Consider the following 13,074-nt stretch of genomic DNA (forward strand, 5'->3'; position numbering starts at 1 on the left):
CGGGCCATGAACAGCCTCCCCGCGCGCCGTTTTGCCTCCGTCGATGCCCTGCGCGGGCTGACGGTGGCGTTGATGCTGCTGGTCAACGATCCGGGCGACTGGGCGCACGTGTACGCCCCGCTGCTGCATTCGGAGTGGAACGGCTGCACGCCGACCGATCTGGTGTTTCCGTTCTTCCTGTTCATCGTCGGCGTGTCGATCGCGCTGGGGATCGTGCCGCGCATCGAGGCCGGCGCCGACCCCGCGCCGATCCGCCGCAGCATCGCGGTGCGCGCGCTGCGCATCGTCGGCATCGGCCTTGCGATCAACCTGCTGGCCTGGTGGCTGCTGGACAAGCCGCACTTCCGCCCCTGGGGGGTGCTGCAGCGGATCGGGATCTGCTTCTTCGTGGTCGGCTGGCTGGCCACCTCTGCCCGGTCGCGCGCCTGGCTGGGGCCGCTGGCGGCGGTCCTGCTGCTGGGCTACTGGGCTTTGCTGGCCTTCGGCGGCGGCTATGCGCCGTGGATCAATCTGGCCAGCCGCGTGGATACCGCGCTGCTGGGGCCGCTGGTGTACGAGCTCGACCCGGCCACCGGCCGCGGCCACGACCCCGAGGGCCTGCTGTCCACGCTGCCGTCGCTGGCGACCGTCCTGCTGGGCCTGCATGCCGGCGGCTGGCTGCGCCGTGGGCGCACCCATCGCCTGCTGCCCGGGGCCCTGGCCGGGCTGATGATCGGCTGGCTGTGGTCGGCGGTGCTGCCCTGGAACAAGAACCTGTGGACGCCTTCGTTCGTGCTGTGGACGGCGGGCTGGGCGATGGCCGTGCTGTGGCTGTTCCACCAGCTCATCGACCGCCACGGCTGGCCGGCGCTGGGCCGGTCGCTGGGTCTCAACGCGATCACGGTCTATGCGGGGTCGGCGCTGATGTTCCTGCTGCTGTACGCGGTGGAGGCGTGGGAGGCGATCTATCGGGTGGGGTTCGCGGACTGGATGACGCCGAGGTTCGGGCCGTACGTGCCATCGCTCGCCTTCGGCCTGGCGTTCACCGGGCTGTGGTGGGGCATCGCGAAGCTGATGGAGCGGCGCGGGATCGTGATTAAGGTCTAGCCGTCCTCCTGCTCTTCGCCCACCTGCCAGAGCGGGGATGCACACCGGGCACCCGGGCGAGCCGCGCGGTGACCGCTAGGCCAACAGCAACAGCATTCCGCGATTGAGCGCATAGCCGCCCACCATCAGCAGCCCCCACAACACCGCCGCCAGCAGCAGCGGCCTGGCCCCCGCCTGGCGGATCGCGCCCCAGTGCGTCCGCAGCCCCAGCGCCGCCATCGCCATGGCCAGCAACAGCGTGTCCAACGCGTTGGCGACCGCGACCACGCGCGCCGGCAACAGATGCAGCGAGTTGAAGCCGGCCACCGCCACGAAGCCCAGTGCGAACCACGGGATCGTCAACGGCGTCGCCCCCGTCTCCGCCCGCGGACGGCCGCGGCGCAGCCAGGCGCCCAGCGCCAGCAGGAACGGCGCCAGCAGCATCACCCGCAGCATCTTCTCGATCACCGCCGCGTTCGCCGCGGCCTCGCCGACGGCGCGGCCGGCGACCACCACCTGGGCGACTTCGTGGATGGTCGAACCCGCGTAGAGGCCGTAGGCGTGCGCATCCAGCGGCAGGTGCGGGGCCAGCTGCGGATACACGAACATGCTCAACGTGCCGAACACCACCACCGTGGCCACCGCGACCGACACCTTGTGCGCCGGCGCCCTGAGCACCGGCTCGGTGGCCAGCACCGCGGCCGCGCCACAGATCGCGCTGCCGGCGCTGATCAGCATCGCGCTCTGGCGATCCAGCCTGAGCACACGCATGCCCCACCACGTGCCGGCGACGAACACGCCGGCCACCACCGCCACGTCGATCGCCAGCCCGGCCACGCCCACGCCCATCAGGTCCTGGAAGGTCACGCGCAGGCCATAGAGCACGATCCCGGCGCGCAGCAGCGTGCCCTTGGCCAGGTCGACGCCCGCGCCGGTACGCGTGGCGATGGCCGGGAACACGCTGTTGCCCAGGGCGATGCCGAGCACGATCGCCAGGGTCAGCGCGCTCAAGCCTGCACCCTGCATCCACGGGACCTGCGCCAGACCGATGGCGGCCAGGGCGATGCCGAGGACCAGCAGCAGTCCTGGCCACGGGCCGGACCTGTGGTCGAGGGCGAATGGACGCGGGAGCGTGGAGCCTGACATGGCGCGCCTGTGGCGATGAGCGGATGCGTCATGCTCGGCCGGCGCGTAGGATGCGTCCAATACATCGTTCTCAACTTTCCATGAATTCAGCTCATGGCCTGAATCTGCATCTGCTGCGCGTGTTCGCCGCGGTGGTGGAGCACGCGGGCTTCTCGCGCGCGGCCGAGGCGCTGTTCGTCAGCCAGTCGGCCGTGTCCAAGGCGCTGCGCGAGTTGGAACATCAGCTCGACCTGCCGCTGATCGACCGTTCCGGTGGCCGCGGCGTGCGTTTGACCGAGGGCGGTCAGGCGCTGTATCGCCATGCGCGCGGCATCTTCGCGCTGGAGCGCGCGGCGCTGGAGGAAGTCCGCGAGCGCGTGGGCCTGCGCCGGGGCGGCCTGCGCATCGGCGCCAGCACCACGGTGGCGGCGTACTGGCTGGCCGAGGCGTTCGCGCGGCATGCCGCGCGCCATCCGCAGCTGGACAGCGCGCTGGTGGTGGGCAACACCGGCGAAGTGGCCGATGCGTTGATCGACTGCCGTATCGACGCGGGCTTCGTGGAAGGCCCCCCGCACGACGAACGCATCCTGGCCACGCACTGGCGCCAGGAGCCGCTGCAGGCGGTGGTCGCCGCCGCCTCGACGCTCGGCGCGCAGCGCCGGGCCAGCGCCCGGCAGCTGGCCGCGCAGCGCTGGCTGGTGCGCGAGGCCGGCTCGGGCACGCGCGAGGTCGCACAGTCGCTGCTGGCCGCGCGCGGCATCGTGCCGGCGCGCACGCTGGAGATCGGCGGCAACGAGGCCATCGCCCGCGCCGTGGCCGTCGGCGACGGCGTGGCGATCCTGCCGGCCGCGGTGGTCGCCGACCTCATCGCGGTCGGCCGTCTGCGCGCGCTGGCGCTGCCGCCCGGACCGCCGCTGCAGCGTCCGCTCTATCGCCTGGAGCTGGCCAACCGCCCGCGATCGCCGGCGCTGGCGGCGTTCCTGGCGGCCATGGACCAGCGGGAAACTTGAGTCGCAAGGTCGCCTCGTCCAAGCTTGGAATGCAGGGATTCAACGGGCGACGAACAGGACATCGCCATGCCGGTCAACACAGTACGTTCCCTCCTGCTTGCCGCGTGCGTCCTCGGACTGCTGTCCGCCTGCGGCGGCGGCGCGCCGGAACAGCATCTGACGCTGGAGCTGGAAGGCAAGCCGCTGCGCTTCGACAAGCATCTGGGCGCCAACGATCCACCGTCCGAGCCGACGGTGCACTTCGTGACGGTGGGCGGACACCTGGAAGACGATCGGTCGTCGCCCGGCTTCATGTTCCAGCTCGTGGCCCCGGAGGTGAAGCCAGGGACCTATCGCAGCGGCGTCGATCAGCTGTATGCGTCGTACTACGTGCAGACGCCCAGCGGGACGACGACCTATACCGGCGATGACCTGGATGGCGCCAGCTTCGTGATGACCGTGACGGCGATGGATGCCGATGGGGTGCAGGGCACGTTTTCCGGTCGGCTGAGGCTGACCGGAGGCGGTGAGCAGGGCCCGTTCCTCAAGGTCGAGAACGGCAGTTTCGCAGCCCGCTACAACGGGCATTGAGCCTGTCCTCCGCGCCTGGCGGCAGGATCGCGGTCCAAGCCCTGGCCATCGCGCCGGATGGTGCGCGCGCCGTGGTCTGATCCAGTGCGCCGAAGTGGCGGTTCGCCGCTAAGCCGCGCTGGGCTCAGCCGGCGTCGAACGCGCGGCGCCGATCGCCGCGATGCGCGCCTTGCGCACGGCCTCGCCGATCTGCGGGCCGCTGAGGCGCTCGGTGGCCACATCGCGCGCGCTCACCGCACAGGCCGCCGCATGCAGGCGCTTGAGCGTCGCGCCCTGCGGATAGGCGTCCTCGGCGCTGCCCGCGCGTCCACGCTTGTCGCATTCGCACACCAGGGCCAGCTGGGCGATGCGCGCAGGCTTGCGGAAACCGTCGCAGCGCGCCAGCAGGTCGTGCACAGTGGCATCGCGCAGCTCGTCGATGCGGTGCACGTTGAGATGCTCGCGGCAGGCGATCACCGCCAGCTCGCGGTGCTCGGCGGGCACCTTCAGCCGCGCGCACAGCGCCAGCAGCGGCTTGATGCCAGCCTGTTCGTGGCCGATATGGCGCGGCAGCACGTGCGCGGGCGTGAGCGCCTTGCCCAAGTCATGGGTCAGCGCGGCGAAGCCGATGAGGTCGTCCCCCGGCGCGAGCCGCGCGGCCATGTCGCTGACCAGTTCCTGGTGCGCGCCGGTATCCACTTCCGGATGGAACTCGGCACGCTGCGGCACGCCGTACAGCGCGTCCACTTCCGGCAACACGTGCGCCAGCGCGCCGGCGTCGCGCAGCGTGCGCAGGAAGGCGCCGGGCCTGGGCGCGGCCAGCGCCTTGCGCAGTTCCTGCCAGACGCGCTCGGGCACCAGCGCGTCGAGCTCGCCGCTGTCGGCGACCTGCCGCATCAGCGCCAGCGTCTCCGGCGCGACGGTGAACCCCAGCGGCGCCAGGCGCGCCATGAAGCGCGCCGCGCGCAGCACGCGCAGGGGATCCTCGACGAAGGCCGGCCCGACGTGGCGCAGCACGCGCGCCTCGATATCGTCCACGCCGTGATACGGATCGACCAGGGCGCCGTCGGCATCGCGCGCGATCGCGTTGAGGGTGAAGTCCCGCCGCTGCAGGTCTTCTTCCAGCGTCACGCCCGGATCGGCATCGACCACGAAACCGCGATAGCCGCGCCCGGACTTGCGCTCGGTCCGCGCCAGCGCGTACTCCTCCTGCGTGTCCGGATGCAGGAACACCGGGAAATCGCGCCCCACTGCGCGGAAGCCCTGCGCCTCCATCTGCGCCTGCGTGGCGCCGACCACGACCCAGTCGCGATCACCCGCCGGCAGGCCGAGCAGGGCATCGCGGACGGCGCCGCCGACGAGGTAAGTCTTCATGCGAGGAGTGAGGGCAGAGGAGCGAGCAACGGGCGGGTGTCCAGCTTAGCGCGATCGCAGCGTGCATCAGGCCCGCGCCGCCCACGACAAGATCACCTCGCAGGCTGGCGCCGGGCGCGCGCTACCCGTTCCTCCACCCGCGCTCACTCCTGCTCGTCCGCTCCGGCCTGCGCCCCGCACGCGAAACGCTTGCGCTTGCCGTCCAGCCGGCCCTGCATGCGTTCGTCCAGCGACAGCGCATCGCCGCCCAGACGCCAGTCGTAGATCACGCTGAAGGCGAGCACGCGGGCGACGTACTCGCGGGTCTCCTTGTAGCTGATGGTCTCGATCCAGATGTCCGGGTCGAAGCCGGGCCGCTGCGCCTGCCAGCGAGCGGTCGGCGTCGGGCCGGCGTTGTAGGCGGCGATGGTGACGTAGGGCGTGCCGTACTTGCCCAGCAGTTCGCGCAGGTAGGCGGTACCGACGGCGATGTTGGTGTCGGCGTCGTACAGGCTCTGCGCCCCGCCGTAGGCGATGCCGTTGCGTCGGGCCACGTCCGCGGCGGTCCCCGGCACCACCTGCATCAGCCCCAGGGCGTTGGCCGCCGAGCGCGCGTTGGGGTTGAACACGCTCTCGGCGCGGATCTCGGCGGCCACCCAGGCCGGGTCGATCGCATTGCGCTGCGACTGCGCGCGGATCGTGGCGTCGTGGTGCAGCGGGAAGCGCAGGCTGTAGAGCTGCATTTCGTCCGGCTTCTTGCCCAGGGCGAACACGGCGCGGTCGAACCAGCCGTTGCGCTGGGCCACCTCCACCGCGATGCGGCGCTGGTCGTCGTTGAAGCGGGTCAGCGCATCGGTCCACTCGGCGGTGGCCCAGGCGGCGCGGTCGAGCTTCCACAGCTCCATCGCGCGCACGATCGCCGGCTCGCGCGCCACCGCCGCCTGCGCCTGCGCGCTGTCGCGCGGCTCGCGCGGGCACAGTGCGTAGGGCTGGTCGAGCACGTCGGCGGCCAGGAAGCCGTGGAAGGTGCTGGTCCTGGCGGCCTGCGCATACAGCGCCCTGGCCGCGCCGGGCTGGCCGGTCTTGTCGAGCATGCGCGCCTCGAACCACTGCCAGCGCGCATCGCCGCGCTGCCCGGCCGGCATGGCGCGGATGGCCTGCAGCGCCGCGGGCCAGTCGCCGCGGGCCAGGGCCTCGCGCACCTGCCATTCGTGCAGGCGCTCGTCGTAGGCGGCGCTGGGCACCGCGGCCAGTCGTCGCGCCGAATCGGGCAGGTAGGAGGCCACGGTCCACAGCGCGATCTGGTAGAGCACCTGGCCGCGCTGGGTCTCGCTCAGTCCCAGGGCCTGGTCGTATTGCGGCAGCAGGCGTTCGGCCGCGTCGGGATCCTTGCGCGCGAGCAGTTCCAGGCCGTCGGTGGCCATGGCGCGGGCGCGGTCGGACTTCTCCCAGGCCAGGCCCTGGGTCCCCGGTGCATCGAGGAAGCCCGCATAGGCCAGCACCTGGCTGCGCGCGGCGGCGCTCATGCCGTTGGCGGCCGCGCGCATCACGCCCGTCTGGCCCGCGGCCGCGGCCGCGTCGATACGCTCCCAGCGCAGCGCATCGCTCAGCTGGCCCTGCGTGGCCAGCGCGGAGAACACCGGATCGCAGCCGTCGGGCAGGGGCTTGCCGGCCCCGCGCCACAGCGCCTGGGCCTCGCTCACCCACGCCGCATCGGCGCGGCCCTGCACCCACAGCGCCTGCAGCCGCGCGCAGCGCAGGCCGGGGTTGTCGGTGGGCTGCCAGTTGGCCAGCAGCGTGGGCCAGTCCTTGCGTCGCGCCAGCGACGGCAGCCAGGCGCTGCGCAGCGCGTTGGCCACGGGCTGGCCGGCATAGCGACGCAGGAAGTCCTGCGCGCGCGCGGGGTCAAGCGTGTCGATGTCGCGCTTGAGCTGGGCGAACTCGATCCAGCCGCGCACCGGGCTGCCGGCCACGGCCGGGTTGCTCAGCGCATCGCTGGCCTGGCCACGCTCGGCCGCCTCAAGCGCGGCGCGGACCAGTAGACGTTGCGCATCCAGGTCCTGCGCGGCGGCGGGTGCGCAGAGGCCCAGCGCGAGGAGGGCAAGCAGAAGGCGTGATCGCATCATGCGCGCGATGATAAGCAGGCGTGCATGAATCGGATTTCCGCCGGGGCGGGGGCATGTGGGAGAAGCGGTCTCCTCATGCGTCGGCGACGCGCACCTGGCCGTCTCCCATTGCCCGCAGGCCAAGGGGAGCTCGAAGTCGCGACCTGGCGCCTGAAGGGGAGGGTTGATCTCCGCGGAAAGCTGAAAAGCGCCCCGGCCTCCCGCTTCGCTACGCGAAAGGGGAGGGTCGATCGTGGAGCCCACCAAGCCTTACTGCCGCAGCGCCTGCGCGGGTACGTCGATGTCCAGCGCCAGCGCCAGGTGATCCGAGAACGCCGCCGGCACGGCCCGCGCGTTGGCGTGGGCCAGCTGGTCGGTGACCAGGATGTGGTCGATCGCGCGCGCCGGCTTCCAGCTGGGGAAGGTCGGCACGCAGAAGCTCGGCGGCCGCAGATGCGTCCGCTCGTACAGCAGGTCCATCTCCGGCACCGTCGGCACGCAGTTGAAGTCGCCCATCAGCACCGCATGCGGATGCGGGGCCAGCAGCTCGGCGATATAGCCCAGCTGCTGGCGGCGCGAGCCATTGCCCAGCGACAGATGCGCCACGGCCACCACCAGGCCTTCCTCGCCGCTGCCAAAGTGCGCCAGCAGCACGCCGCGCCCGGCGATGCGCCCGGGCAGCGGGTGCATGGCCACCTTGACCGGCTCGAGCCGGCTCAGCAGCCCGTTGGCGCTGCCGGCTACGCGCGCCACGTTGCGGTTGGGCTGGTGGCTCCAGTACTGGAAGCCGGCGCGCTGGGCCAGGTAGTGGGTCTGGTTGGTGAAGCCGGAGCGCAGGCTGCCCGGGTCGGCCTCCTGCAGGCCGACGATGTCGTGGCCGCCGGCCAGGTCGGCGATGGCGTCCAGGCTGCTGCGCTTGGCGCCCACCGGCAGTGCGTGCGACCAGCTGCGGGTGAAGTAGTCGCTGTAGCGGCGGGTGCTGGAGCCGGCCTGGATGTTGGCGCTCAACATCCGCAGCCGGCGCGCATCGGGGGACACGTCGGTCATCGGCTTACTTGGCGGCCTGGCGCTCTTTGGCGATCAGGTGGTCGGCGATGCGCAGCATGTCCGGCATCGAGCGGCCCTTGACCAGGTACTTGCCGGCCACGATCAGCGACGGCGTGCCGCCGATCTGGGCGCGCATCAGGAACTGGTTGGCCTTGCTCAGCTTGCCGGCCACCGCGAAGCTGCCCATGGTCTGCTTGAACTGCTCGGCGGTGACGCCGTACTGGGTGTACCACTGGGCCACCTTGTCCGCGTCGAAGGCCTCGCCTTCGCCCGGCAGCGCGTGGTCGATGTGGATCGCCTTGAAGATCGCATCGTGACTCTTCTTGTCGATGCCCAGCGCCTGCGCGGCGTAGTAGACCTTGGCGTACTCGCGGAAATCGGGGCGGAACTGCGCCGGCACGTAGACCACCTTCACGTCGGCCGGCTGCTTGGCCTTCCACTGGTTGAAGCCGGGCTCGAACTGGGCGCACGCCGGGCAGATGTAGTTGAAGGCCTCGACCACCTCGATCTTGCCGTCGGCCGGCTCGAAGGGCTGGCCATCGGCGATCACCGAGTAGTCGGTGCCTTCCACCGGCGCCGGACCCTGCGGCGGCACGATCGGGTTGTTGTTCGGCGCATCGGGCGCGGCGGCCTGGGCCGGTGCGCTGGCGGTCGGGGCGCTGGCGTCGGCCGGGGCGGCCGGCGTGGACGCGGCCGGCGTCGAGGCGGCGGGCGTGCTCTCGGCGGTCGGGGTGGCGGCGTCCTGCTTGGAACAGGCGGCCAGCACGGGCAGCAGGGCCACCAGGGCCAGGGCGAAACGGGTCTTCATGGGCGGTGCGACTCCATAGCAACAGGCGAAGAAGCGGGCGGGCGCGCGGCGCATGGTGCCGCCGCGCGCGTCAAGAAAGGATGTGCGCGTTTACTTGGCGGCGGCCAGTTCGCGCTTGATCAGGAAGTCGGCGACCTTCAGCACGTCATCCGGGTCGACCGTGTTGATGCGGTACTTGCCGTTGATCACCAGGGTCGGCGTGCCGCGGATGCCGCTGGCCATGCCGAAGGCGCGCGCCTTGTCCAGCTGGGCGGCGACCTGCGGCGATTCCATGGTCGCGGCGAACTTGTCCGGGTCCGGCCCGAAGCGCGCGTAGAACCCGGCGATCTCCTGGTCGCTGGCGTTCTGGATCGGCAGCTCATGGCTGTCGTGCAGGGCCCTGAACACCGCCGCGTGGCTCTGCTTGAGCACGCCCAGCTGCTGGGCGGCGTAGAAGGCCTTGGCATAGGGGATCCAGTAGCCGCCGAACGCCGCCGGCACCGAGGTCACCCGCACGCTGGCCGGCTGCCGCTTCTGCCAGGCCTCGAACTGCGGTTCGAAATGCGCGCAGTGGATGCAGACATAGCCGAACACCTCGACCACCTCGACCTTCTGCTGGCCGGTCAACGGAGCGAAGGGCTGGCCGTCGGCGATGACGTCGTAATCCTCGCCCTCCACCGGCGCATCGGAGGACGCGCAGGCCGTCAGCGGCAACAGGGCGAGCAAGGCGAGGGCAAACAGGCGCAGCTTCATGCGGCAGAGCTCCTTCCGGAGGGGAGGGTGGGGAGGGGATTGTCCGGCAAAACGCACGACGCCGGCCATGCACGGCCGGCGTCGTGGGTGACGGGGGCGACAGCAGGGACCGCCGGCGCGGTGCGCCGCTTGGACCTCAGGACTGCCCGGTTGGTTCCGCGGGCGCGGCGGGTGCCGGCGCCGGGGCGCTGGCCGACGGGGTCGCGGCCGCATCGGCGGCGCTGTCGTGCAGGCCCTGGATGTAGCTGCCCAGCGACTGGATTTCCTGCGGGGTCAGCGGCTTGGCGACCTGGGCCATGATCTGGAAGTGGCCCGGATCCTTGTAGGTGGTCGTGCCGGCCTGGTACTCCTGCAGGCGCCGCACCACGTAATCCTGCGGCTGGCCGCCGATGTGCGGATACGGCGGGCCCGGGTTGCCGGCGCCGCTGGGGCCGTGGCAGGCCATGCAGGCCGGGATGCCGCGCTGGGCGTCGCCGCCGCGGAACAGCTGCTCGCCGACCTGGTAGAACTTCAGCCCCTTGTACGGGCCCTCGGCGATGACGGTGTCGTCGGCCACGCCGGCGCCGGCCTTCTGCGTGGCAAAGTAGGCGCCGACATCGCGCATGTCCTGCGGGGTCAGGCTCTGGGCGAAGGGGATCATCACCGCGGCCATGCCGCTGGTGCGCTGGCCGGTGGCGAACAGCGCCAGCTGCTGGGCGATGTAGCGCTCGCCCTGGCCGGCCAGGCGCGGATAGATCGGCGCGGCCGGGTTGCCGTCGGCACCGTGGCAGGCCGCGCAGGTGCCGGCCCTGGTCTGGCCGGCCTTGGCATCGCCCCAGTGGGTCTTGGTCAGATCGATTTCCAGCGGCTGCGCCTGCACCGGGGTGTTGTCCGGCAGCGGCGTGACGCTGGTCTGCGCGAAGGCGGCCGCGGCGACGGCGACGATGGCGAGGCTGGACAGTCCCAAGACACGAGCGTGGCGCATAGCTGGAGCTCCGTGATGTTCCGATGGTTCGCGCACCACATGGCCCGGGCCGCGTGAAGCCGGCCGATTATCGTCACGGCCCGCGCGGACGGTCAATGCGAGCCGCGCCAAAACGCACGCACCGCGCCCATTGGCCGCAGATGCCGGGCAGATGCGCGGAAAAGATGGCGCGCTGCAACATGGTCGCCGCCGCGCGCGATGCCCGTGCGATCCTATGCCCATGGCCGTCTCCAACTATCTCAACGCCGCGCGCTATTTGCTGTCCGCGCACAACGCCCGCCAGCTGCCCGCCGACGAGGGGCTGGAGGTGGCGTTCGCCGGGCGCTCCAATGCCGGCAAGTCCAGCGCACTCAACGCGCTGGCCGGCCACAACGCGCTGGCGCGGGTCTCCAAGACGCCGGGCCGCACCCAGCAGCTGGTGTTCTTCGAGGTCCGGCCGCAGCGCTGCCTGGTCGACCTGCCCGGCTATGGCTACGCCAAGGTGCCGATGGACCTGCAGGCGCACTGGCAGGCCTTCATCGATCAGTACTTCGCCACACGCCAGTCGCTGCGCGGGCTGGTGGTGGTGATGGACATCCGCCATCCGCTGAAGGACTACGACCGGCAGATGCTCGGCTACGCCGTCCAGCGCGGCCTGCCGGCGCATGTGCTGCTGACCAAGGGCGACAAGCTCGGCCGCGGCCAGCAGTCGCAGACCCTGGCCGCGGTGCGCAAGGAACTGTCCTCGGCGTTCGGCGACAGCGTCGGCGTGCAGGTGTTCTCGTCCGAGTCCAAGCAGGGCGTGGACCAGGCCCGTACGGTGGTGCAGGGCTGGCTGGAGCTGATGCCGGCGGCCGCGGCGGTCGTCGCGGCCGAGTAAGCGCAGCGGCGCCGGGCCCTTTCCGTTCGCCCTGTCGCGGCCGATCAACGCCGCGATCAACCTCCTGCCGCCGTGCCCGCGCACGCGGGAACCCAGGGACGTTGCTCGACCTGCGAAAGTCCCTGGATCCCCGCGCTCGCGGGGATGACGGGATGTGAGCTCATCGCGCGGGGCGGGGACAGCTTTCGGCGAGCAGGGGGATTCAAGCTCGCACCCACTCGCAAAACCTTTCTGCCGTCGTTCCGACGAAAGCGGGAACCCATGGACGTTCAAGCGCAGAGCCAAGGCGCGGGGTTCCCGCTTGCGGGGGGAACGACGGGTGATGGTCAGCCGCTCAACCTTCAGGGCGACACATCGAACGCGCGGCCCACCAGATCCGCCGCGGCCATCGCCAGCGCGCCCCAGAAGGTGACCCGCAGCGCGCCGCGCAGCGTCGGTGCGCCGCCGGCGCGCGCGGCCAGCGCGCCGGACGCCAGCAGCGCCAGCAGGGTGGCGATGATCACCGCCACCCTGGCCTGCGCCGGGAACAGCAGCGCCGCCAGCAGCGGCAACACCGCGCCGGTGGAGAACGCCGCCGCCGAGGCCAGCGCCGCCTGCACCGGCCGTGCGCGCAGGGTCTCGGTGATGCCCAGCTCGTCGCGGGCGTGTGCGGCCAGGGCGTCGTGCGCGGTCAGCTGTTCGGCCACCTGGCGCGCCAGCGCCGGCTGCAGGCCGCGCTGTTCGTAGATGCCCGCCAGTTCGATCAGCTCGCTTTGCGGATCCTCGGCCAGCTCACGCTTCTCGAGCTTGAGGTCGGCGCGCTCGGTGTCGGCCTGCGAGCTGACCGAGACATACTCGCCGGCCGCCATCGACATCGCCCCGGCCACCAGCCCGGCCACCCCGGTGGCGACCAGCGTGCCCTGGCCGGCGCCGCCGGCGGCCACGCCGACCATCAACCCGGCGACGGAGACGATGCCGTCGTTGGCGCCCAGCACGGCGGCGCGCAGCCAGCCGGTACGGTTGCTGCGGTGGACTTCCGGATGGAGCTTGCGCATGGACGATGACCGGGGAGCGGGGACCCACAGCCTAGCCAAGCCCGGCCATGCAACGCGAACTGCGAGGCCTGGCGCGAATGCGATGCGCTCGCGCGTCCCCCGCTGCGCGCGGATCGACCGATCCGCTCAGAGCTGGCGGGCCTCGGTGGCGAAATAGCCGCCGACCGACTCGTAGCTGATGGAGGCGCTGGCATTGAACAGGGTCGCCAGCGTCTGGCATTCGGTCGCGCTCAGGAAGACCTGGGTGCTCACGCGCGATCCGACCAGGGTGTAGTACATCCAGTAGGTCTTGTCGGCCGGTTTGAAGCCGAAGCTGTAGTGGTCCACTTTCTGCCACGCCATGACGCAGGTTCCTTTGTTGAGGGGAGATGGGGTCTTGCCGGGGGCGCCGATCCGGGCGTGCTTCGCTCCGGGTCGGCGCCA

The 13,074-nt window shown here is 71.4% G+C and carries 13 protein-coding genes; 4 read left to right on the forward strand and 9 right to left on the reverse strand.

The features are described 5' to 3' along the window. Nucleotides 1-6 precede the first annotated feature (6 nt). Nucleotides 7-1,086, forward strand: coding sequence for a heparan-alpha-glucosaminide N-acetyltransferase domain-containing protein (locus tag LAJ50_RS01630; RefSeq protein WP_138654848.1), 1,080 nt, complete (start codon nt 7-9; stop codon nt 1,084-1,086). Nucleotides 1,087-1,161: 75 nt separating this feature from the next. Here the strand turns inward: LAJ50_RS01630 and LAJ50_RS01635 are convergent, their stop codons facing one another. After that, nucleotides 1,162-2,211 (reverse strand): YeiH family protein, encoded by a 1,050-nt coding sequence (locus LAJ50_RS01635; RefSeq protein WP_138654850.1) that lies wholly within the window; start codon nt 2,209-2,211, stop codon nt 1,162-1,164. A gap of 80 nt (nt 2,212-2,291) precedes the next feature. On the opposite strand from LAJ50_RS01635, the gene LAJ50_RS01640 reads away from it, so the two are divergent. Then, the gene (locus LAJ50_RS01640; RefSeq protein WP_224096433.1) at nt 2,292-3,200 is read left to right on the forward strand and encodes a LysR substrate-binding domain-containing protein; all 909 of its coding nucleotides are present in this window, start codon (nt 2,292-2,294) and stop codon (nt 3,198-3,200) included. A 66-nt stretch (nt 3,201-3,266) separates the two neighbouring features. Next, nucleotides 3,267-3,770: a hypothetical protein gene (locus tag LAJ50_RS01645; protein ID WP_138652694.1), complete on the forward strand. Its 504-nt coding sequence runs from the start codon at nt 3,267-3,269 to the stop codon at nt 3,768-3,770. A 108-nt stretch (nt 3,771-3,878) separates the two neighbouring features. Here LAJ50_RS01645 and LAJ50_RS01650 read toward each other — a convergent pair whose 3' ends face one another. The 6 genes from LAJ50_RS01650 to LAJ50_RS01675 form a co-directional block, all read right to left on the reverse strand. Then, nucleotides 3,879-5,123 (reverse strand): multifunctional CCA addition/repair protein, encoded by a 1,245-nt coding sequence (locus LAJ50_RS01650; RefSeq protein ID WP_138652692.1) that lies wholly within the window; start codon nt 5,121-5,123, stop codon nt 3,879-3,881. Between the two features lie 143 nt (nt 5,124-5,266). After that, a complete protein-coding gene (locus tag LAJ50_RS01655) occupies nt 5,267-7,225 on the reverse strand; it encodes a lytic transglycosylase domain-containing protein (protein ID WP_138652690.1) in 1,959 nt (652 codons plus the stop codon). Between the two features lie 252 nt (nt 7,226-7,477). Then, nucleotides 7,478-8,254, reverse strand: coding sequence for an endonuclease/exonuclease/phosphatase family protein (locus LAJ50_RS01660; protein ID WP_130521705.1), 777 nt, complete (start codon nt 8,252-8,254; stop codon nt 7,478-7,480). A 4-nt stretch (nt 8,255-8,258) separates the two neighbouring features. Continuing rightward, on the reverse strand, nt 8,259-9,062 hold the full coding sequence (locus LAJ50_RS01665) for a thiol:disulfide interchange protein DsbA/DsbL (RefSeq protein ID WP_130551128.1): 804 nt from the start codon (nt 9,060-9,062) through the stop codon (nt 8,259-8,261). A 90-nt stretch (nt 9,063-9,152) separates the two neighbouring features. Further along, nucleotides 9,153-9,794, reverse strand: a complete 642-nt coding sequence (locus LAJ50_RS01670) for a thiol:disulfide interchange protein DsbA/DsbL (protein ID WP_130551127.1) — start codon at nt 9,792-9,794, stop codon at nt 9,153-9,155. Nucleotides 9,795-9,930: 136 nt separating this feature from the next. Then, a complete protein-coding gene (locus tag LAJ50_RS01675; RefSeq protein WP_138652688.1) occupies nt 9,931-10,758 on the reverse strand; it encodes a c-type cytochrome in 828 nt (275 codons plus the stop codon). A gap of 220 nt (nt 10,759-10,978) precedes the next feature. On the opposite strand from LAJ50_RS01675, the gene yihA reads away from it, so the two are divergent. Then, nucleotides 10,979-11,617 carry a ribosome biogenesis GTP-binding protein YihA/YsxC gene (gene yihA, locus LAJ50_RS01680; protein ID WP_138652686.1) on the forward strand — a complete coding sequence of 213 codons (639 nt, stop codon included), beginning with the start codon at nt 10,979-10,981 and terminating at the stop codon, nt 11,615-11,617. A 341-nt stretch (nt 11,618-11,958) separates the two neighbouring features. Here the strand turns inward: yihA and LAJ50_RS01685 are convergent, their stop codons facing one another. Further along, nucleotides 11,959-12,651 carry a VIT family protein gene (locus LAJ50_RS01685; RefSeq protein WP_130551124.1) on the reverse strand — a complete coding sequence of 231 codons (693 nt, stop codon included), beginning with the start codon at nt 12,649-12,651 and terminating at the stop codon, nt 11,959-11,961. Between the two features lie 126 nt (nt 12,652-12,777). After that, on the reverse strand, nt 12,778-12,993 hold the full coding sequence (locus LAJ50_RS01690) for a hypothetical protein (protein ID WP_138652684.1): 216 nt from the start codon (nt 12,991-12,993) through the stop codon (nt 12,778-12,780). Nucleotides 12,994-13,074: the final 81 nt, after the last annotated feature.

The sequence above is a fragment of the Pseudoxanthomonas sp. X-1 genome, assembly GCF_020042665.1.
Lineage (GTDB): Bacteria > Pseudomonadota > Gammaproteobacteria > Xanthomonadales > Xanthomonadaceae > Pseudoxanthomonas_A > Pseudoxanthomonas_A spadix_A.